16 protein-coding genes are annotated in these 20,901 nt (G+C 68.5%); 10 read left to right on the forward strand and 6 right to left on the reverse strand.

The window, feature by feature from the left end:
* Positions 1–16: 16 nt before the first annotated feature.
* The 7 genes from U5817_RS14040 (at position 17) to fabG (ending at position 7,062) form a co-directional block, all read left to right on the forward strand.
* The gene (locus U5817_RS14040) at positions 17–619 is read left to right on the forward strand and encodes an outer membrane lipoprotein carrier protein LolA (RefSeq protein ID WP_407277742.1); all 603 of its coding nucleotides are present in this window, start codon (positions 17–19) and stop codon (positions 617–619) included.
* The gene (locus U5817_RS14045; protein ID WP_407277743.1) at positions 616–2,991 is read left to right on the forward strand and encodes an MMPL family transporter; all 2,376 of its coding nucleotides are present in this window, start codon (positions 616–618) and stop codon (positions 2,989–2,991) included. Before U5817_RS14040 ends, U5817_RS14045 begins: the two co-directional genes overlap by 4 nt.
* Positions 2,961–3,761: a polysaccharide deacetylase family protein gene (locus U5817_RS14050; RefSeq protein WP_407277744.1), complete on the forward strand. Its 801-nt coding sequence runs from the start codon at positions 2,961–2,963 to the stop codon at positions 3,759–3,761. The genes U5817_RS14045 and U5817_RS14050 overlap by 31 nt, the downstream gene beginning before the upstream one ends.
* 118 nt (positions 3,762–3,879) lie before the next feature.
* A complete protein-coding gene (locus tag U5817_RS14055) occupies positions 3,880–5,067 on the forward strand; it encodes a beta-ketoacyl-[acyl-carrier-protein] synthase family protein (RefSeq protein WP_169132056.1) in 1,188 nt (395 codons plus the stop codon).
* Between the two features lie 8 nt (positions 5,068–5,075).
* Positions 5,076–5,873, forward strand: a complete 798-nt coding sequence (locus tag U5817_RS14060; RefSeq protein ID WP_407277745.1) for a beta-ketoacyl synthase chain length factor — start codon at positions 5,076–5,078, stop codon at positions 5,871–5,873.
* Positions 5,870–6,346: a hydroxymyristoyl-ACP dehydratase gene (locus U5817_RS14065; RefSeq protein ID WP_407277746.1), complete on the forward strand. Its 477-nt coding sequence runs from the start codon at positions 5,870–5,872 to the stop codon at positions 6,344–6,346. Before U5817_RS14060 ends, U5817_RS14065 begins: the two co-directional genes overlap by 4 nt.
* Positions 6,343–7,062, forward strand: a complete 720-nt coding sequence (fabG, locus tag U5817_RS14070) for a 3-oxoacyl-ACP reductase FabG (protein WP_407277747.1) — start codon at positions 6,343–6,345, stop codon at positions 7,060–7,062. Before U5817_RS14065 ends, fabG begins: the two co-directional genes overlap by 4 nt.
* On the opposite strand, the gene U5817_RS14075 is transcribed toward fabG, so the two are convergent.
* From U5817_RS14075 to U5817_RS14090, 4 genes are read right to left on the reverse strand one after another with little or no spacing between them, the layout of a single operon-like run.
* A complete protein-coding gene (locus U5817_RS14075; RefSeq protein ID WP_169132052.1) occupies positions 7,043–7,861 on the reverse strand; it encodes a glycosyltransferase family 2 protein in 819 nt (272 codons plus the stop codon). The genes fabG and U5817_RS14075 overlap by 20 nt on opposite strands.
* A gap of 20 nt (positions 7,862–7,881) precedes the next feature.
* Complete coding sequence (locus U5817_RS14080) at positions 7,882–8,694, reverse strand: lysophospholipid acyltransferase family protein (protein WP_407277748.1); 813 nt, start codon at positions 8,692–8,694, stop codon at positions 7,882–7,884.
* Positions 8,687–9,541, reverse strand: coding sequence for a MipA/OmpV family protein (locus tag U5817_RS14085; RefSeq protein ID WP_169132050.1), 855 nt, complete (start codon positions 9,539–9,541; stop codon positions 8,687–8,689). Before U5817_RS14085 ends, U5817_RS14080 begins: the two co-directional genes overlap by 8 nt.
* Complete coding sequence (locus tag U5817_RS14090) at positions 9,538–10,581, reverse strand: hypothetical protein (RefSeq protein WP_246262411.1); 1,044 nt, start codon at positions 10,579–10,581, stop codon at positions 9,538–9,540. The genes U5817_RS14085 and U5817_RS14090 overlap by 4 nt, the downstream gene beginning before the upstream one ends.
* A gap of 493 nt (positions 10,582–11,074) precedes the next feature.
* Here U5817_RS14090 and U5817_RS14095 point away from each other — a divergent pair, with 493 nt between their 5' ends.
* A complete protein-coding gene (locus tag U5817_RS14095) occupies positions 11,075–12,181 on the forward strand; it encodes an alkene reductase (protein ID WP_169132049.1) in 1,107 nt (368 codons plus the stop codon).
* Between the two features lie 3 nt (positions 12,182–12,184).
* Here the strand turns inward: U5817_RS14095 and U5817_RS14100 are convergent, their stop codons facing one another.
* A complete protein-coding gene (locus U5817_RS14100) occupies positions 12,185–12,916 on the reverse strand; it encodes an SDR family NAD(P)-dependent oxidoreductase (RefSeq protein ID WP_407277749.1) in 732 nt (243 codons plus the stop codon).
* A gap of 236 nt (positions 12,917–13,152) precedes the next feature.
* Between U5817_RS14100 and ovoA the strand changes: the two genes are divergently transcribed.
* Complete coding sequence (gene ovoA / locus U5817_RS14105; protein ID WP_169132047.1) at positions 13,153–15,534, forward strand: 5-histidylcysteine sulfoxide synthase; 2,382 nt, start codon at positions 13,153–13,155, stop codon at positions 15,532–15,534.
* A gap of 34 nt (positions 15,535–15,568) precedes the next feature.
* Complete coding sequence (locus tag U5817_RS14110; RefSeq protein ID WP_407277750.1) at positions 15,569–18,274, forward strand: GNAT family N-acetyltransferase; 2,706 nt, start codon at positions 15,569–15,571, stop codon at positions 18,272–18,274.
* On the opposite strand, the gene U5817_RS14115 is transcribed toward U5817_RS14110, so the two are convergent.
* Positions 18,264–20,846 carry an EAL domain-containing protein gene (locus tag U5817_RS14115; RefSeq protein WP_407277751.1) on the reverse strand — a complete coding sequence of 861 codons (2,583 nt, stop codon included), beginning with the start codon at positions 20,844–20,846 and terminating at the stop codon, positions 18,264–18,266. The genes U5817_RS14110 and U5817_RS14115 overlap by 11 nt on opposite strands.
* Positions 20,847–20,901 lie beyond the last annotated feature (55 nt).

Genomic DNA, 20,901 nt, shown 5'->3' on the forward strand with positions numbered 1-20,901 from the left:
CGCCCCTGGAGTATCCGTGTTCAAAGCTGCATCCATGCGCCTCCTCGTCGCCGCCCTGCTCGCCGCGGCTTCCTTGCTGCACGGCCCGCAGGCCATAGCGGCCGAGTCGTGGACGGTTGCCCAGCTGATGCAGGCCTTGGGCAAGCACCGCAGCGGACAGGCCACCTTCCAGGAACGGAAGTATCTCGCCGTGCTCGACCAGCCGGTCGAATCGTCCGGCGAATTGCGCTTCCAGGCGCCCGACCGGCTGGAGAAGATCACCCTCAAGCCGCGTCCCGAAGCGCTGGTCCTCGAAGGCAACAACCTGAGCGTGACGCGTGGCAAGAAGCAGTTCAACGTGCGCCTGTCCGACTACGGCGAAGTCGCCGGTTTCATCGACAGCATCCGCGCGACGCTGGCCGGGGACCGCGATACGCTTGAGCGCACCTATGCGCTGCATCTTGCCGGCAATGTGGAACGCTGGACCCTGACCCTGCTGCCGCGGGACACTCGCATGGCCGAGGTCGTGACCCGCATCAACATCACCGGCACACGCGGGCTGCTGCGTGAAATCGAGATCCTCCAGGCGGACGGCGACCGCTCGGTCATGGAGATCGTGGCGCTGGGGCAGGCACGGTGACACGCCGTTTCCTGCCGGCACTGCTGCTGTGGCTGGCCTTCGTCGCTGCCTGTGCTGCCGTCGTCAGCCAGACGCGTTTCACGGCCGACCTCTCGGCCTTCCTGCCCGAAGCGCCCACCGCAGAGCAGCGGGTACTGGTCGAGCAGTTGCGCGACGGCATGGTATCCCGCCTTCTGCTGGCCGGCATCGAGGGCGGCGACGCAGCACAGCGGGCGCAACTCTCGCGTGCGCTCGCCGCCAAGCTGCGCGCCGATGCGGCCTTCGGCATGGTCGCGAACGGCGAGCCCGTCCATCGCGAGAGCGACCATGCCTTGCTGTTCATGCACCGTTATGTGCTGAGCCCCGCCGTGACCGCGGAGCGCTTCACGTCGTCCGGTCTGCAACAAGCGATCGCGGAATCGGTCGACCTCCTCGCCTCGCCGCTCGGCATGTTCACGAAGTCGCTGCTGCCGCGCGACCCCACCGGCGAACTGATGCAACTGCTCGAACGGCTCGATGGTGGATCCCGCCCCGCGATGCAGGAGGGTGTATGGGCTTCGCGGGACGGCAGACGCGCCCTGCTGCTCGTGCAGACCCGCGCCTCGGGCTCGGATCTCGACGGCCAGCAGGCGGCGATCGATTCCCTGCGCAGTGCCTTTGCGAGCGAGGCATCGAAACTACCTTCCGGGACCGATCTGAAGCTGCTGGTTTCCGGCGCCGCCGTGTTCGCGGTCGATTCGCGATCCACCATCGAGAGCGAGGTGACGCGCCTCGCCCTGGTGTCGGCCGGGATCATCGTTGCGCTCCTGCTCTTCATCTACCGCTCGCCGACAGCCCTCCTGCTCGGGCTGCTGCCGGTGATATCCGGGGCACTGGCCGGCATCGCCGCGGTCAGCCTCGGATTCGGCGTGATGCACGGGGTCACCCTCGGTTTCGGCACCACCCTGATCGGCGAGGCGGTCGATTACGCCATCTACCTCTTCGTCCAGTCCGGTTCGACAGCGACGAACACCGGGCGCAACACCTTCTGGCCGACCATACGGCTCGGGGTGATGACGTCCATCTGCGGCTTCGGCGCGCTGATGTTCTCCGGCTTTCCCGGCTTGGCGCAGCTCGGCCTGTATTCGATCGCGGGCCTGATCGTCGCTGCGCTCGCGACGCGCTACATCCTGCCGCACCTGCTGCCTGCAGGATTCGCGATCCGTGACGTGACCCCGTTCGGACTGCGACTTCAGCGCGTCGTCACAGCAGTGCGCAGACTGCGCTGGATCCTTGCCGGATTGGCGGCGCTGGCCGGAGCCTTCGTGTTTGCCCAGCACGGCCGGATCTGGAATCACGAACTCGCGGCCCTGAGCCCGGTGCCGCCGCAGGCGCAGGCGGTCGACGCCATGTTGCGCAGCGATCTCGGCGCGCCGGACCTGCGCTACATGATCGTCGTCCGTGCAAACGATGCCGAGGCCACGCTGCAAAAGGCGGAGGCGGTATCCGCGCGGCTGCAGGCGCTCGTCGATGCCGGGGAGATCGGCGGTTTCGAAAGCCCGTCGCTGTATCTGCCGTCCCGGGCCCGACAGCTCGAACGCCGCTCCGCGCTCCCCGAGCCGCAGGACTTGCGCGAACGGCTCACGAGCGCGACCGCGGAGCTGCCCCTGCAGGCCAGCCGCCTCGGACCCTTCGTTGAAGACATCTCCGCAGCGCGTGAGCGCCCCCCTCTGACACGCGCAGACCTCGACGGAACGAGCTTCGCGATGGCCGTCGACTCGCTGCTCCTGCGTCAGGGCGCGCAGTGGACCGCGCTGCTGCCGCTGCGCGCGCCCGTCGAGGGGGCGCATGCGGGGGAAATCGACCCCTCTACCGTGCGCCTCGCGCTCGACGCGGCGGCGGAGGCCGCCCCGCTCTTCATCGACATGAAGAGCGAATCCGGGCAGCTCTACGCGGGCTACCTGCGCGAGGCGATCATGCTGTCGCTTGCGGGCGTCGCAGCGGTCATCGCCCTGCTTGCGCTCGCTCTGCGTTCGCCGCGGCGCGTCCTGCGCGTCCTGCTGCCGCTCGCTGCCTCGGTGCTGACGGTCGTGGCCGGACTCGTGCTCGCCGGCGTGGCGCTGACGATCCTGCACCTCGTCGGCCTGCTGCTGATCGTCGCAGTGGGCTCCAACTACGCGCTGTTCTTCGACGGCAAGGGCGACGAGGACGCCCCTCCGCCCGCGACCCTCGCGTCGATGCTGTTTGCCAACCTCACGACGGTCGCCGGCTTCGGCGTCCTCGCATTCTCCTCGGTTCCCGTGCTGCAGGCGATTGGCGGCACGGTCGGCCCCGGCGCCCTCCTCGCCCTGATCTTCGCCGCCGCCTTCGCCCGCCCGCCCTCATGCCCCGTCCCTGGCGCCCCGGCACCCTGATCCGCTTTTCGGCCGCACTGCACGCCGCAGCGGCCGCGGGCATCGCCCTGCGACCCGACGCCTGGCCGTGGGCCGCCGCAGCCGTCGCGGCCAACCACGGCCTGCTCACCGCGGCCGGGCTGTTTCCGCGCTGCACCCTGCTGGGGACGAACTGGACGCGACTGCCAGCCGCCGCGGTCGCGCGGAGGGAGATTGCGCTCACGATCGACGACGGCCCCGACCCGGAGGTCACGCCGTACGTGCTCGATCTCCTCGACGCCCATGGCGCCCGCGCGAGCTTCTTCGTCATCGGCCGGCTCGTGCGCGAGCATCCGGCACTTGCGCGCGAGATCGTCGCGCGCGGCCACGCCGTCGAGAACCACAGCGAACACCACCTCAAGACTTTCTCGCTGCGCGGCCCGCGCTGGCTGGCGCGCGAAATCGGCGCCGCGCAGGACACCATCGCCGACGTCTGCGGCCGGCAGCCGCGCTTCTTCCGCGCCCCGGCGGGCCTGCGCAACCCGTTCCTGGAACCGGTCCTCGCCCGCCTGGACCTGCAACTCGCATCATGGACGCGACGCGCCTACGACACCCGTACGGGCGACGCCGCGATCGTCCGCCGGCGCCTGTCGGAGAACCTCAGCGCGGGCGACATCCTGCTGTTGCACGACGGCAATGCCGCCCGGACGAGCACGGGTGCGCCGGTGATTCTCGAGGTGCTGCCGCGCCTGCTCGTGCGATTTGCGCGCGAGGGCCTCGAGCCGGTCACGCTCGCTTCAGCCATTCCCTGAGCCCCGGGGGCTCCCGAAACGACCGCGCTCCTCCGCCTGCTGCCGAGCCGCAACGAGCCGTCCGCGAGCCACTCCGACCTTTTGATAAAATGCTTTCTTTTCGAGCCGCCGAGGCACCGTGCATCCGTTGCTGATTTCCGCCTACACCGCCTCGTCCTGCCTCGGACGCGGACTGGAGCCGCTGCGCGAAGCGATGCTCGCCGGCCGCTCCGGGCTCAAGCCCTGCGACTTCGAGACCGTATCCCTGCCCACATGGATCGGCGAGGTCGAAGGCACCGACGACCAAGTGCTCCCCGCCTCGCTGGCGCGCTTCGACTGCCGCAACAACCGGCTCGCGCAGCTCGGCCTGGTGCAGGACGGCTTCGCCGATGCGGTCCGCGAGGCGATGTCCCGCCACGGCGCGGATCGCATCGGCGTGTTCCTCGGTACGAGCACCTCGGGCATCCTGGAAACCGAACTCGCCTACCGCCACCGAGCCCCGGACACCGGCGCCCTCCCGGCCACTTTCAACTACGCCGGCACGCACAATACCTTCTCGCTCGCCGACTTCGTGCAGCACTGGTTCGGACTGAAGGGACCCGCGGTGGTCGTCTCGTCCGCCTGCTCGTCCAGCGCCAAGGTGTTCGCCTCCGCGGCGCGCATGATCGCGAGCGGGCTGATCGACGCGGCCCTCGTCGGAGGCGTCGACTCGCTGTGCCTCACGACCTTGTACGGCTTCAATTCGCTGGAGCTCACTTCGTCGCGGGCCTGCCGGCCCTTCGATCGCGCCCGCGACGGTATTTCGATCGGCGAAGGGGCCGCCTTCGCGCTGGTCGAGCCCGTGCCGGCCTCCATGCCGCGCGATGCGATCCTGCTGCTCGGCTACGGAGAGTCCAGCGACGCCTACCACATGTCCTCGCCGCACCCCGAGGGCCGCGGTGCGCGCCAGGCGATGGATGCGGCGCTGGCGCGTGCCGGCCTCGCTGCGCGCGACATCGACTACATCAACCTCCACGGCACGGCCACGCCGAGCAACGACGCCGCCGAAGGCAAGGCGGTGAAGGGGCTTTTCGGCGACGCGACGCCCTGCAGTTCGACCAAGGGCGCAACCGGCCACACCCTCGGCGCCGCCGGCGGCATCGAGGCGGTGATAGCCGCGCTCGCGATCCGCGACGGCTTCGTTCCGGCGGGCGCCGGCACCACCGATCCCGAAGAGGGGCTCGATTACGTACTCGCGACGCGTCGGCAACCGGTACGCCGCGTTCTCAGCAATTCCTTCGGATTCGGCGGCACGAACTGCAGCCTCATCCTCGGCAGCCCGGCATGAGGCCCACCATGACGAATCCGCCCGCGGCCTGGATCCGCAGCATCGGCCTGATCGGGCCGGGCATGGCCGACTGGCCGGCCTGCGCCGCGATCCTCGCGGGCGACGCCGCGTGGAGCCCCGAAAAGACCGTACTCAACGCCCCCGAGCAACTGCCGCCGGCCGAACGCCGGCGTGCCGTGCGGGTCGTGAAGCTCGCGCTCGGTATCGGCCTGCAGGCGACGACAGCGGCCGGTATGGATCCGTCCGGGCTTGCAACGGTGTTCTCGTCCTCCGGGGGCGACGGGGTCAATTGCCACCAGATCTGCGAAACCCTCGCATCCGACGACCGCCAGATCTCGCCGACGCGTTTTCACAATTCCGTGCATAACGCCGCCGCCGGCTACTGGGGCATCGCCACCGGCGCGACCGCCCCCTCGGCCGTACTGTGCGCCTATGACGGCAGCTTCGGCGCGGGCCTCCTTGAAGCGCTCGCCCAGGTCCGGTTCGACGGCCAGCCCTGCCTGCTGCTCGCCTACGACGCAGACTACCCGGAGCCGCTGCGGGCGGCCCGCCCCATCCCGGATGCCTTCGGCGTCGCCCTGCTGCTGACCCCCGAGCGGGAAGCGAACAGCTGCGGACGCCTCGCCGCCAAGCTCACCGACGCCCCGCCCGACACGCTCGCCGACCCGGCCCTCGACGCCTTGCGGTGCTCGATTCCCGCCGCACGCAGCCTTCCGCTGCTAGCGGCGATCGCGGCACGCCGCAGCGGCCGTGTCGTGCTCGACTACCTCGCCCACGCCCGCCTCGCGGTGGACTACACGGCATGACCCTGCCAACCACCCTCGACCACGACGGCATCGCCGCACGCATTCCGCACCACGGCAGGATGTGCCTGCTCGCCAGCGTCGAAGCATGGGATGCCGACGCGATCCGTTGCCGGGCGACCAGTCACCGCGACGCCGACAACCCGCTGCGCGATGCTGACGGCCTGCCTGCGACGAGCGCCATCGAGTATGCCGCGCAGGCGATGGCGGTGCATGGCGCCCTGGTCGCCAACGCCGGGGATGCCCCGCGCGCGGGTTACCTCGCGAGCGTGCGCGGGGTGGAGATCGCGGTCGAACGGCTGGATACGGTGACATCAGACCTCTACATCGATGCCGAGCGCATCACCGGCAACGACAACCAGATCCTCTACTCCTTCACCGTCGCCGCGGACGGCCACGTGCTCGTTTCCGGCCGTGCCGCGGTGATCCTCGACGCGGGCGCCCTGGGCGCCGGCCCCAGCGGGAGCCCATCTTGAAACGCGCACTCGTCACCGGCGGAAGCGGCGGCATCGGCGCGGCGATCTGCCGCCGTCTCGCCGGCGACGGCCACCACGTCTTCATCCATGCGAACCGTAATGCCGACAAGGCCGAGGCCCTCGCCGACGAAATCCGCAGCGCGGGCGGCAGCGCCGAGGCCGTCGCGTTCGACGTCACCGACGCCGCCGCCACGGCGGCCGCACTCGACGCGATCGGTGCTGACTGCCCGCTGCAGATCCTCGTCAATAACGCCGGCATCCACGACGACGCCGTCTTCCCCGGCATGCGCGCCGACCAGTGGCAGCGCGTCATCGACGTGTCGCTGAACGGCTTCTTCAACGTCACCCAGCCGCTCACGATGCCGATGCTCCGCACGCGCTGGGGGCGCATCATCACGATCTCTTCGGTGGCGGCGATCACCGGCAATCGCGGCCAGGCCAACTACGCGGCCGCCAAGGGCGCCCTGCATTCGGCCAGCAAATCGCTCGCACAGGAACTCGCGAGCCGGGGGGTCACGGTGAACGTCGTCGCGCCCGGCATCATTGACACGGCGATGAGCGAAGACGCCTTCGACGCGGATGCGATCGCGCGCATCGTGCCGATGAAGCGCGCCGGCAAGCCGGAAGAGGTCGCCGACCTGGTCGGCTTCCTTGCCTCGACCCAGGCCGCCTACATCACCGGCCAGGTGATCTCGATCAACGGCGGGATGATCTGAAGCGTCGCGCGAGCAGGACGGGCAGGCGTACTAGGAAGCCACAGAACAGGCGCGTGTGCATCCATGTCAGCAGCAGGTTGTCGCGCGCGTAGTTGAAATGGGACACGCCTCCTTCGTCGGGGCGGAAGTACTTGACCGGCGCCGGCAGATTCACCGGCCGCACCCCCAGCCACGCCATGCGCACCACGGCCTCGGGGTCGAAATCGAAGCGGCGCATCCAGCGCTGGCCGTGCATGACCTTGGCCAGCGGGGCGATCGGATACACGCGAAAGCCGAACAGCGAATCACCGATCCCCATCCACAGCGTCTCGAGGTTCGCCCACCAGTTCGACAGCTTGCGACCGCGCACGCGCAGCGCCGGGGCGCTGGCGTCGAAGACGGGCAGGCCGAGAACCATCGTGTCCGGTCGTGCCGCCGACGCCGCCATGAAGTCGGGGATCAGCTCCGCGGGATGCTGGCCGTCCGAATCCATCGTCAGTACGTGCGTGAAGCCCTGCTTCGCAGCCAGCTCGATGCCATGCAGCACTGCGGCTCCCTTGCCCGAGTTCTTCGGCAGGACGATCACGCGCAGGCCCGGATCCTCCTCGGTCATGCGGCGCAAGCCGTCGGTGGTGCCGTCCGTGCTGCCATCGACGACGACCCATACGGGCATCCACTGGTGCCGAGCGGCGCGCACCGTCTCGAACACCTTCGGCCCCGGGTTGTAGCTCGGGATCAGCACCAGATGCGTGGCGGTGGGCGCCTCGACCGGACTGGGTAGCGGCGCGGATTTCGGCAGTGTGACCTGATGGGGCGTCATGGCAGCGTGCGAAACAGGGTTCAGATCGTGGACGACGACATTGTGCCACCGTCCCTCTCCGGCGGTCGCGGCAGAACGGCATCCTCGAGTTCGGCAACGAAATAGCGCTCGAGTTCGGCCATGAAAGGCTGCACGCTGGAAGGCGGATCGAAGCGGCGCCCGAGCCGCACACGGTACACGACGGGCATCTCCGGCTTGCGGAAAAGGGGCCAGCCCTTGCACAGATAGGGCGAATCGGTTTCGATGAAGATCGTCTGCACCGGCACCCCCGAGCGCCGTGAGATCAGCCCTACGCTGCTCATCAGCGGATTGACGGGCATGCGCGTCGTGCGCGTGCCCTCGGGGAATACCAGCAGGAAGCTGCCCGCCGACAGGTCGTTCGTCGCGCAGCCCACCATGCGCAGCGGCGAATCGTTGCGGATGTAACGGGCGAGGCGTGCGCCGGCGCCCAAGAAGATGTTGTCCATGAGCCCGGCCTTCATGATGCAGGCGACGTCGGGCAGGCGCGAGATCACCATTACCGCATCCAGGAGGCTCGGGTGATTCGGCGCAAGGATCAGCGGCCCCTGCCCGCGCAGCTTGTCGAGCGCCGCAAGGTCGAATCGGCATGCGCCGATGAGGGTCAGGAAGCGGATGTAGCTGTTGAACCCACGGTTGATGACGAAGCGCCCCAGGCGCCGGCCGGCGCGCGCCGGCAGCAGCGGGTAGAACACCATAGCGAACGGCGTCCACAGCAGGCAGATCACTCCCAGGTAACCGAGGCCGAGGTACAGCAGCACATACTCGCGCACGCGCCGCAGCGCCCCCTGCCGCGTCCGGCCGCCGCTACTCATCCGCTTCGACTCGACGCGAGGATTCGCCGAGCACCCAGGTCAGCGCGAAACCGGCGGCGAAATAGTCCTTGCGCTTCACCAGCGGGCTGTCCTCGAACACCGCGCCGGCGAGGCTGTCGTAGCGCACGAAACCCCCGACCCACAACCCCGGATAGCGCTTCCACAACGCCGCCAGCACCTGCGTGCCGCCGTAGCCGCCACGGGCGTCGTAGGCCGGACGCTGCGGCGTCGCCTCGCTCGCCTCGACCGTGTAGAAATAGCGGTGCTGCCGCCGGTCTCCATAGACCGGGCCGGCGATCACGCCGAGCGTCCAGCCGCCCAGTCCGGCCGGATCACGCCAGTCCAGGTTGAGCTGCGGAGTGAACTGCCAGCCCGTCGATTCGGGGCCGCCTTCCGCCGTGAAGCCCGCACGCAAGGGCAGGCGCGTGCGCAGGCGCAGGCGCTCGTCGGCCGAACGCCACAGCCGCACATCGAGCGAGGGTCCGATCTCGACGGTCGGCTTCAGGTCGGGCATGCCTTCGCGCGCCTTCACGCGATCGCTGCTGACCGGTGGGGAAGCCCCCAAGCTGAGGCTCAGCTCGACGCGGTCGCTGTCGAAGAAGGTGCCGCGGATCCCCTGCCGGTCGGCCTTCAGGAATTCGCCACGATAAACCACGTAGGGCACGGGCAGCACGAACAACCGATCCTCGTCCGAACCGCGGTAGGCGGGAAACTGCAGCACGGTGAGTCCCGCACCGAGTTCCCAGAGGGGCTTTTCCGCCGCCGCGGCGACCGGAGCGAACGCGGGCGCCAGCAGCGCGGCGAGCAGTCCGCGCTGCAGCCACCGGCTCCCCGCTCCTGCCCTCATCGCCAATCCTCCATCGCATGTCCGCCCGAGGCCTCGACTTCCACCAGCAGGTCCTCGCGACACACGTCCGCCTGCACGTACACCACCGGCACCGCATCGCCGAGATGCTCGCGAACACATCTCCGCACGGCGTCGAGGTCGCCCGCGTGGCGCACATAGACCTTGTACGCGAGATCCCCCGGAGCGAGCGCGATGCCTGCCGGAGCTGCCCGCCGCGCCTCGCCGAGGACCGCCTCGATGTTGCGGAAGGACTCGGCCGTCTGCGCGACGACGTCGCCCCGATGCAGGGTTTCGTGCCCGACGATGCTTGCCGTGCCCGATACGAACAGCGTCGGCGATGTCAGCGACGGCGCGAGGCTCGCGCGCGCGAAGGTCGGGCTGCGCGGACCGTACTGCCGGGGGTAATGATACGCGCACACCTGGCGCGGATTCTCGATCGCCTGCGGCGCATCTCGCAGCGCGATGAAGTACAGCGTGAATGGCCCCGACGCCGAACCGAGCGCACACGCAGCGGGCACGCTGCCTATCGTGCTGCGGCCGCCGGCCCCGAAGGCGTCCTGGCGGCCGGCGTTGAACTGCCAGTAGCGTTCGCTGCCGTCGATCACGGCATTGATCGCCGGAAAGTAGTTCCAGGCACGGAAGAGCGCGGGATAACCCGCCTCGTCGAGCAGATCGAACACCTCCCGGTACGCTGCGCGGGTGGCCCGCTGCAGTGCAGAAACGCCGTCCGCGTCCACAGGCATCTCGCCCTCGTCCAGCGCGATGGCCCCGAACAGCATGCTCTCCGTGCAGCGATAACGCACCCGTCCGTGCACGCCTGCCCTTGTCGGCCTGCCGGCACGCCACACCTCGCACACGGAGCGCGGTCCGGCCAGCACGGGGGTCGCGACCCGGGCGAGCGGAACTCCGGACGGCACGCAGCCCGCATCCCCCTCGCCAAGGATCGCGACACCGAGCACCTCATCCCACCACTGCGGCGCGCATTCCCGGACGGACGACATCGGCATGTATGCCAGGGACAAACCGCGAACCAGACTCATCAGCACATCAAGCTTTCCTGCACAGGGGCAATGGATTCCCGGAATGAACGACGGCAGTCGGAAGCCCCGTGCGAATCGGCGCTCGCCCCGGGCGCAGGACGGGAGAGGATCGCAAGCGGCGAAGAAGATCTCCCCGCACGGGAAAGGACGAGATTCCGGGCATTCCGGAAACCTCGCAATCTTGCATGTTTTTCATTACAAAACATGCAGTTACAACGCCGCCAGAAGATGACAAGGGGCGAATCTTCACACACCGCCGGACAAGTTGCAAGGCGCGGTGATGGCGCGCTGGCGCAGTAGTCCGTCCGCCTTCCGGAGACGCCCCCGCGCGGGGGAATCCCCTGCTGCGCGCCATCGTTTCCGATCGGAAAACTGATTGTCACGCAATCGTCGGATTTTCAACTTGTTCAGGCATTGCTAAAGTCATGGAATCGGTCATCGCGCCGCTGATGCCAGTCGGATCGAGCGGCGACCCACGCCCAGGAGCCCCCGCATGAAAAGCCTGTTCGACGCCGTTCGCATCGGCGACATCGACCTGTCCAACCGCATCGTGATGGCGCCGCTGACGCGCAACCGCGCCCTCCCCGGCAACGTGCCCGGCCCGCTCACCGTCGAGTACTACCGCCAGCGGGCCAGCGCCGGCCTCATCGTCACCGAGGCCAGTCCGATCAATCCGATGGCTCACGGCTATCTCGACACCCCGGGCATCCACAGCGCCGAACAGGTCGCAGGATGGCGCAAGGTCACCGATGCCGTGCATGCCGCCGGCGGACGCATCGTGATCCAACTGTGGCACGTCGGTCGCATCTCGCACACCTCGCTGCTGCCCGAGGGCGCTGCGCCGGTATCGAGCACCGACCGCCCCGCAAGCGGGGCCAAGACTTTCACCCGCGACGGCTTCGTTCCCGTCTCCACGCCGCGTGCCCTGCGGGACGACGAACTTCCGGGCATCGTCGCCGACTACCGGCGCGCAGCCCGTCTCGCGATGGAGGCCGGATTCGACGGTGTCGAAGTCCATGCGGCCAACAACTACCTGCTCGAACAGTTCCTGCGCGACAGCGTGAACGATCGCAACGGCCCTTACGGCGGCAGCATCGAGAACCGCGCGCGCCTCCTGCTGGAGGTTATGGACGCCGTGTGCGGCGAGATCGGTGCCGGCCGCACGGGCATCCGTCTCAGCCCCCTGACCAGCGGCAATGGCACCCCGCGCGACAGCGATCCCCAAGCGCTCTACAACCATGTCGTCGAACGGCTCGCGCCGCTGGGGCTCGCCTACATCCACGTCATCGAGGGCGAAACCGGTGGCAAGCGCGAACCCGCGGACCTCGCCCGTCCGTTCGACTTCAACGCGCTGCGCAGCCGCTTTGCCGGCGCGTGGATGGTCAACAACGGCTACACGCGCGAATTGGCCATGCAGGCGGTGGCCGAGGGCAAGGCGGATCTCGTCGCATTCGGCAAGGCCTTCATCAGCAACCCCGACCTTGTCCGCCGCCTGCGCGAGAACGCCCCGCTCACCCCGCCGCGCACGGACCGCTTCTACGGCGGCGGAGCCGAAGGCTATACGGACTACCCGACGCTCGACAGCGAAACCGTCGCCTGACCCTCAGAACCGCTCCACCCATGGGCGCAGGTCCAGTTCCTGCGTCCACGCGCTACGCGGCTGCCGATACAGCTGGAAATACGCCTCGGCGATCGCGTCGGGGGCAAGCAGCGCGTCGTCGTCGTGGGTGTCGGTATGCTCGACGACGGCCGTCGGCCGGATCCGGCCGTCGATCACCACGTGCGCCACGTGGATACCCTTGGGCTGAAGTTCGCGCGCCATGCTCTGCGCAAGTGCGCGCAGGCCGAACTTGCCGACCGCAAGGTTGTGGAAACCCGCGCTCCCGCGCAGGCTCGCCGTGGCCCCGGTGAACAGGATGGTCCCGCCGGGACCGCCCTGTTCGATGCGTTCGAGCAGCGCCCGGGCCGCCTCGCGACCGACGAGGAAGCCGCCCAGGCAGCCGACGCGCCAGCAGCGTTCGAACTCTTCGGCGCTGGTCTCGACGATGCCGCGCGCGACGAAAGCCCCCGCGTTGTAGACAACGACATCGGGGCACCCGTAGTCGGCGCGCACGGCGCGGAACAGCGCCTGTACGTCTTCCTCGCGCGCCGCATCGCAGCGGTAGGCATGCGCGCCGCGGCCGATCCCCGCGCATTCGACGCTGAGGTTCTCCAGCCGATCGAGGTTGCGGCCAGCAAGCGCCACATTCATTTCCGCCGCGCCGAAACGGCGCGCGAGCGAGCGTCCGAGCCCCGGCCCCGCGCCGACGATCAGTGCAAGTTTCCGCTGTTCCATCGCTGTCTCCTCGAAGCGCCGACCGTCGACCATGATTGGACACGCCGTTCGGTGACTTAACTTTAGATCACGCCCGCTGCGTGCGCCTCGTCACGCCCGCAGCACGAGGCAGCCGTTGGCGTGCAGCCTGCTCCAGGGGTATCCTCGCCGGATGAGGCTCCGCGGGGCCTCCACCGATGGCGAATGCGTAGCGGCCCGTCTTTTCGGGCGGGGACCACCAGCGAGGGCGATCCGAGATGACCGACGACCTGACCGACGAAAGCTGGCGACAGAATATTGAAGGACGCTTCGACGAACGCCTTGGCCCCGTCCGAAGCCCGGACTGGTGGACCGGCTTGCCGCCCGAGCGCTGCCCGGGCAGGACGACCGATGGCGTGCTCACCTCGCTGCCGCTACCGAATCTGGCCACCTGCACCCGCGAGCAGGTCCGTGCCTACTTCGACAACGGCTGGACGCTCACCGAGCTGCTGTTCTCCGGACTGATCGGCGAGGAAGCCTTCTATCGCCCGCCGTACCATCATCTGCGACATCCGATGGTGTTCTATTACTGCCACCCCCCTGCGCTCTACGTGAACAAGCTGCGCGTGGCGGGGCTGATCCCTGCGCCGCTCAACCCGTATTTCGAACGCATCTTCGAAACCGGCGTCGATGAGATGCGCTGGGACGACATGTCGAAGAACGCGATGCGCTGGCCCGCGTTCGATGAGGCCCACGCCTACCGCAAGGCAGTGTACGCGCTGGTGCGCCGTGTCATCGACGAGCACCCCGGACTCGCCGAAGGCCATCCGCCGATCACGCAGAACGATCCCCTGTGGGCGCTGTTCATGGGGTTCGAGCACGAGCGCATCCATCTCGAGACCTCGTCCGTGCTGATCCACGAGCTGCCGCTGCGGCTCGTCCGGCGGCCAGCGGGATGGATGCCGCCACATTCCTCCGCAGCGAGCCCCGCGGCATTCCCGCCGATTCCCGGACGCGACTATCCGGAAATGGAACTCCTCCCCGTCGCTGCGACCCGCCTGCAGCTCGGCAAACCCGCCGAATGGCCCTCCTACGGCTGGGACAACGAATACGGCAGCCGCGGAGTCGATGTGCAGCCCTTCCGCGCGGGCCGCAGCCTCGTGAGCAACGGAGAGTTCTGGCAGTTCGTCGCCGACGGCGGATACCGCGACCGCCAGTGGTGGTCGGAAACCGGCTGGTCCTGGCGCACCTACCGCAACATCAAGTGGCCCACGTTCTGGGTGCCCGACGGCCCCGCAGGATCCCACCGCTTCCGCCTGCGCACGCTGTTCGAGGAAATCGACATGCGCTGGAACTGGCCCGCCGAAGTCAATTGGCACGAGGCCAGCGCGTATTGTGCGTGGCTGAGCGCGCGCCTGGGCCAGCCCTGCCGCCTGCCGAGCGAAGCAGAGCACAATGCCCTGCGCGACCCCGTCGCCGCCGTCACCGACGATCCGGTCATGGCCGCGGACGGTGCGGCCCTGCTGCACGAACGCGGCCTCAACCTCAACCTCGGCTGCGGCTCCTCCTCCCCCGTCACCGCCGGCGCGCTCACGGCAAAAGGCTTCCGCGACGTCTTCGGCAACGTGTGGCAGTGGCTGGGCGACCAGTTCAATCCGCTGCCCGGGGCCCAGGTCCACCCGTACTACGACGACTTCAGCAGCCCCTGCTACGACGGCGAGCACCAGATGATCCTCGGCGGTTCGTGGATCTCGACCGGCGACGAGGCCAGCGTGTGGTCGCGCTTCCATTTCCGCCCGCACTTCTTCCAGCACGCGGGCTTTCGCGTCGTGCAGGCCGCCCACGACGGCGGTGCCGTGCGTCTCGATGCGGAAGGCGCGCCGGGCAAGGCCTACGAAAGCGCCGGGATCACCAACGAGTACCTGCTGCTGCACTATGGCAGCCCGCAGGAGCAGATGCCGCACGCGTCCGGGCCCCGCGATGCCTGCCAGTTCCCGCTGCGTGCAGCGCGCTGGCTGATGGAAGGCGCACGCGAACTCGGGATCGTTGGCGGCCGGGCACTCGACGTCGGTTGCGCCGTCGGCGGCGCGAGCTTCGAACTCGCACACATGTTCGGCGAAGTCCTCGGCATAGACCTGAGCCGCTCCTTCATCGATGCGGCCGCCACCTTGCGCGATCGAGGCGTCCTCGAATACGCCTGCCGCGACGAAGGCGAACTCGCCCACCCGCTGCTGGCGCGCGTCGATCCGGCCATCGACCGCAGCCGTGTCGCGTTCCGCCAGGCCGACGCCTGCTCGCTGCCCGCCGAACTCACGGACTACGATGCGGTGCTGCTCGCCAACCTGCTGTGCCGCCTGCCGAGCCCCAGGTCGCTGCTCGGGCGCCTCGGCGGGCCGCGCGGGCTGGTGCGCGCGGGCGGCGTCGTCGCCATCCTGTCGCCCTACACCTGGCTGGAACAATTCACACCCCGCGGCGCTTGGCTCGGCGGCTACATGGACGGCGAACGTGCCGTGCGCAGCGCCGACACCCTCAAGGCGCTCCTCGGCGCCGACGGCTTCGAGTTGCGCCGCGAAGCCGAAATACCCCTCGTGATCCGCGAGCACGCACGCAAGTATCAGTACATCGTCACGCACGCCATGCTGTGGCAACGCGTGCGCTGACCGCCATCGACAAACCCGACCGCCCGTTCCGAACATGAGCTTCAGATACCTGCAGAGCCTCTTCAACCCCCAGTCGATCGCCGTGATCGGCGCCAGCGCCCGCCCCCGGCGCATCGGCAGCGTGGTCATGCGCAACCTCCTGGCGGGCGGATTCGGCGGTGCGATCATGCCGGTCAACCCCAAGCGCGACGCCGTGGCCGGAGTACTCACCTATCCCAACGTCGCCGCCCTGCCGCGCACGCCCGACCTCGCGATCATCTGCACCCCGCCGTCGGCCATCCCGGGCATCCTCGAACAGCTCGGCGAACGCGGCACGCGAGCGGCCATGGTCATGGCGAGCCAGCTCGGCACCACCTTGGGCACGGACGGGCGGCCGCTCGACGTGACCATCCTCGAGATCGCCCGCCGTCACGGCATCCGCATCCTCGGCGGCAGCACCCTCGGCGTCATGGTGCCCCAGGCAGGCCTGAACGCGACCTTTTCCCAGGTCGGCGGACTGTCGGGAAACATCGGCTTCGTCTCGCAGTCCGACGCCGTCGGAACGATGGTGCTCGACTGGGCCATGCCGCGGAAGATCGGCTTCTCGCATTTCGTCTCGCTCGGCGATGCGCTGGATATCGGTTTCGGCGAGGTGCTCGACTTCCTCGGCAGCGATCCGGGCACGCGCGCGATCCTCATGTACATCGAGTCGATCCGCGAACGCCGCAGCTTCATGGCGGCCGCACGCGCGGCGGCCCGCAACAAGCCGGTGGTGGCGATCAAGGCCGGACGTGCGCAGCGCGCCTTGCCGGGTATCGGCGACCCCCTGTTCCTCGACAGCCCCGGTCTGATCGGCAGCGACGACGTGGCGGACGCCGTGCTGCGCCGCGCCGGCATCCTGCGCGTCGACCATCTGAACGAACTCTTCGGTGCGGTCGAGACCGTCGTGCGCTCGCGCCCGATCCACGGCGACCGCCTCGTCGTGATCAGCAACGGCGGCGGCGCCGGCATCATGGCCGAGGACAGCCTGCATCTCGGCGGCTACGCGCTGCCTGACCTCTACCCCAACACCCTCACGCGCCTGCGCCGCCTGCTGCCGCCCGACTGGAACGGCCGCAACCCCATCGCCATCCGCGTCGATGCGCCGCCCAAGCGCTACGAGGATGTGCTGAAGATATTGTGCGAGGAGCAGGATGGCGACGCGATCCTGGTGATCCACACGCCAAACGCACTCACCCCCAGCATGGAGGTCGCCGAATCGGTGATCAAGACCATCCGCAGCGTCGGCGGCAACCTCCTCACCTGCTGGATCGGCGACGAAACCGCCGCCGCCGAGCGCAAGCTGTTCGCGGATTCCGGCATCGCCACCTTCGACACGCCGGAAAACGCCACACGCGCCTTCGTGCACATGGTCAATCACCGGCACACGCGCGAAGTGCTGATGCAGGCGCCCCCCTCCACCTCGGAGAACTTCCGCCCCGACGTCGATGGCGCGCGCACCGTCGTGCGCAAGGCCATCGCCGAAGGCCGCACGCGCCTGACCGAGCCCGAGGCCAAGCACATCCTTGCGGCGTACGAGATCCCCGTCGTGCAGACGCACCTGGCCGCGACACCGCAGGACGTCTCCGCCATCGCCACCGAGCTCGGCATGCCCGTTGCGGTCACCGTCATGTCGCGCGACATCCGCCGCAAGTGGGAAGTGGGCGGCGTCGCGCTGGACCTCGAGACCCCGGAGGCCGCGGAATCGGCAGCCCAGGCCATGCTCGCACGCGTCGCCGCCGCGCGGCCGGACGTGCGGATCAGCGGCTTCGCCGTGCAGCCGATGGAAACGCGCCCCCACACCCGGCAACTGATCGTCGGCGTCGTCACGGACCCGCTGTTCGGGCCGATGATCGTGTTCGGCGAAGGCGGGCGGGGGCTGGAGGTGTACCGCAACCTCGCCATCGGTCTGCCGCCGCTCAACCTGCCGCTCGCCCACGACCTCATCAACCGCAGCCGCGCGGCGGGGCTGCTCCATGCCTACCACAACCATCCGGCAGCCGATCGCGACGGCGTGGCGCAGCTGCTGACCCGGATCTCGCAGCTCATCGTCGACATCCCCGAGATCGAGGAACTCGACATCAACCCCTTGTTCGTGGACGACCAGGGGGTTCTGGCCGTCGATGCGCACATCCAGTTGTCGACGACACCGCCGAACCCCCAACGACTGTCGATCCGCCCCTATCCCGAAGACCTCGCCGAAGCGGCGACGCTGCGCGACGGCCGCAAGGTCGTCCTGCGCCCGATTCGTCCCGAAGACGAACCCACGCACTACGAATTCCTGTCGCGCGTGACGCCGGAAGACATCCTGTTCCGTTTCTTCCACTACATCGGGACGCTGCCGCGCACGGAGATGGCGCGTCTCACCCAGATCGACTACGACCGCGAAATGGCCTTCATCGCCAGCGGGCGCGACGACTCCGGCCGCCCGGAGACGCTGGGCGTGGTTCGCGCCGTGGCCGACCCCGACAATCACACGGCGGAGTTCTCCATCCTCGTGCGTTCCGACATGAAAGGCTACGGAGTCGGCTCGACCCTGATGAAGAAGGTGATCCGCTACGCCCGCGAACGCGGCCTGCGGGTGCTGGCCGGCGAAGTCATGGCGGAAAACGAGCCGATGCTGAAGCTGCTGAAGGTGTTCGGCTTCACCATCAAGGCGTCGGAGGAGCCGGGCATCCTCGCGGTGAAGCTGATGCTGCAGGAGCAGCCGGTCAAGACGTGAGCGTCGACACCGCCCGCAGCCACTTGCCGAACTCCGCCGCGGGCATCGGCCGTGCGAACAGGAAGCCCTGCCCCTCGTCGCATCCTTCCTCGCGCAGGAAGCGGCGCTGCGCTTCCGTCTCGATACCTTCGGCGATGACCTTGAATCCCAGGCTGTGGCCCAGAGCGATGACCGCGCGGCTGATCGCGATGTCGGAGGGATCGTCCGGCAGGTCGTTCACGAAGGCGCGGTCGAGCTTGATCGTGCCGATCGGCAGCTTTTTCAGGTAGGCCAGCGAAGAGTAGCCCGTTCCGAAATCGTCGATCGCCGTGGTGATGCCCAGCGCCATGATGTCGTTGAGCACGCGTCGGCCGTGATCGGGGTTCTCCATGATCACGGTTTCGGTGATCTCGATCTCCAACACCGACGGCGGCAGGCGCCAGCGCCCCATCACCGCGCGCAGCGTTGCGACGATGTCGCTGCGGTCGATCTGCGGCCCGGCCACATTGACCGCGAGCCGCCCGATCTCCAGCCCCTCGTCGAGCCAGCCGCGCGCTGCGGCACCTACCTGATCCAGGACCTGTTCGCCGAGCGGGATGATGAGACCGCTGCGTTCGGCAAGCGGAATGAAGTCGCCCGGGGGAATGAGCCCGCGTTCCGGGTCGCGCCAGCGCACGAGTGCCTCCGCGCCAAGGTACGCACCATCCTCCAGGCTGAACTGCGGCTGGAACCACACCTCGAACTCGTTGCGGTCGATCGCACGGCGCAGCGCGCTCTCGGTGTGCAGGCGCTTCTGCGCCTCGGCGGTCATGTTGCGCTGATAGAAGCGGTACGTGTTGCGCCCCGCCCCCTTCGCCTCGTACATCGCGGCATCCGCATTGCGGATCAGCTCGGTTACGTTCGGCCCGTCGTCGGGGAACACGGCAATGCCGATGCTGGTGGTCACCATCCCGGTGCCGCCGGCCATCTCGAACGGCATCTGGATCGCCGCGAGGATGCGCCGGATCACCTCGACGGCATCGGCACCATCCCCCAGTTCCGACAGGATCACCGCGAATTCGTCGCCGCCAAGCCGTGCGACCGTATCCTCGACCCGCACGCAGGTGCCGAGCCGCTCCGCCACGAGCTGCAGCAGCTGGTCGCCGACCGGATGACCGAGGCTGTCGTTGATCGTCTTGAAACCATCCAGATCGAGCAGCAGCACGCCAACGCGATGGCGATAGCGCTGCGCGCGATCGAGAGCATGCTGCATGCGGTCATGGAACAGCACCCGGTTCGGCAGCGAAGTCAGCGGATCGAAATGCGCCAGCCGCTCGAGGTCGGCCTGCGTGCGCTTGATCGCCGAGATGTCGGAGAACACGCCGACGAAGTTGCGGATCTCCCCGCCCGCGCCACGCACCGCGCTGATCGTGAGCCACTCCGGATACACCTCGCCGGACTTGCGCCGGTTCCAGATCTCGCCCTGCCACTCGCCCGCCGTCAGGATGGAGGCCCACAGCTGGCCGTAGAAGTCCTCTGCCTGGCGGTCGGACTTGAGGATGCTCGGCGTGCGCCCCCTGACCTCCTCGGCCGTATAGCCGGTGATTTCGGTGAAGGCCGGGTTGGTGGCGATGATGAGTCCGCGCGGATCGGTGACGACGACGCCGTCGGCCGTGGATTCGACGATCGTCGAAGCGAGTTGCAGCGCATCCTGCGAGCGCTTGCGTTCAGTGATGCGTGCGACGAGGAGATTCGCCAGCCATGCGAGCAGAAGCGAATTCAGGATGGCGATGACGAAGTACTGGGACTGGAACGCCGCCCGCCTCGGCCAGCCCTCCTGCGGCGTCGCCGCCAGAACCCAGGAGCCGCCGGGGACACCCAGGCGCGTCTTGACTGGATCGTCCGCGAACACGGCCGGGTCGCCACCGACCACTTCGCCTTCCTCGCCGCGCCCGTCCTTGCCGCGAATGGCGATGCGCAGCACCTGCGAGCCGGTGACCCCGCCGTCGGCCAGGATGTTCTCGATGTTGCCGACGATGGACACGGTGCCCCAGTAGCCGCTGCGAGCGCTGATCCCGTCCTCGCGCACTACCACCGGGGAGCGGATGATCACCGCCCGCCCGCCTTGCACCAGTTGCACCGGACCGGACAGCACCGGCAACCCCGACTGCATCGACTGCTCCACCGTCACCCACTGCTCGGGAATGTTGCGGTAGTCGATGCCCAGCGCCTTCTCGTTCCCCTCTAACGGGTACAGACGTGCGATGACGTTGTCGGGGGCATAGGCGATGTTGCGGATCAGGCGCTGGTCGGCGATGGTCTGCTTTGCCATCGCATCGAACAAATGTGGCGGCAGGTCGCCCATATGCTGGATCAGGTGGACAATTCCGTCGCCGCCGATGATCGCCTGCTTGAGCACCCCGTCGAGTTGCGCCTGAACAGTGGCGAGTTCCGCGATCGTGCGACTGCGCGCCTCGCTCAGCGCCCGCGCGGCATCGAGCGAGCCGAGCACCAGCCCGACGGCTGTGCCGACAAGCAGCACCGCGGCTGCCGCGAGCCATGAAAGCCAGCGATAGAAGGCGGGAGCGACGCGATTGGCTAGGCTCGTGGGCAAGATGGCAGCACGGAAAATGATGACTGGATGGATGCCCGAAAACCGGGAATCTTAC

The sequence above is a fragment of the Aromatoleum evansii genome (assembly GCF_045689615.1).
Lineage (GTDB): Bacteria > Pseudomonadota > Gammaproteobacteria > Burkholderiales > Rhodocyclaceae > Aromatoleum > Aromatoleum evansii.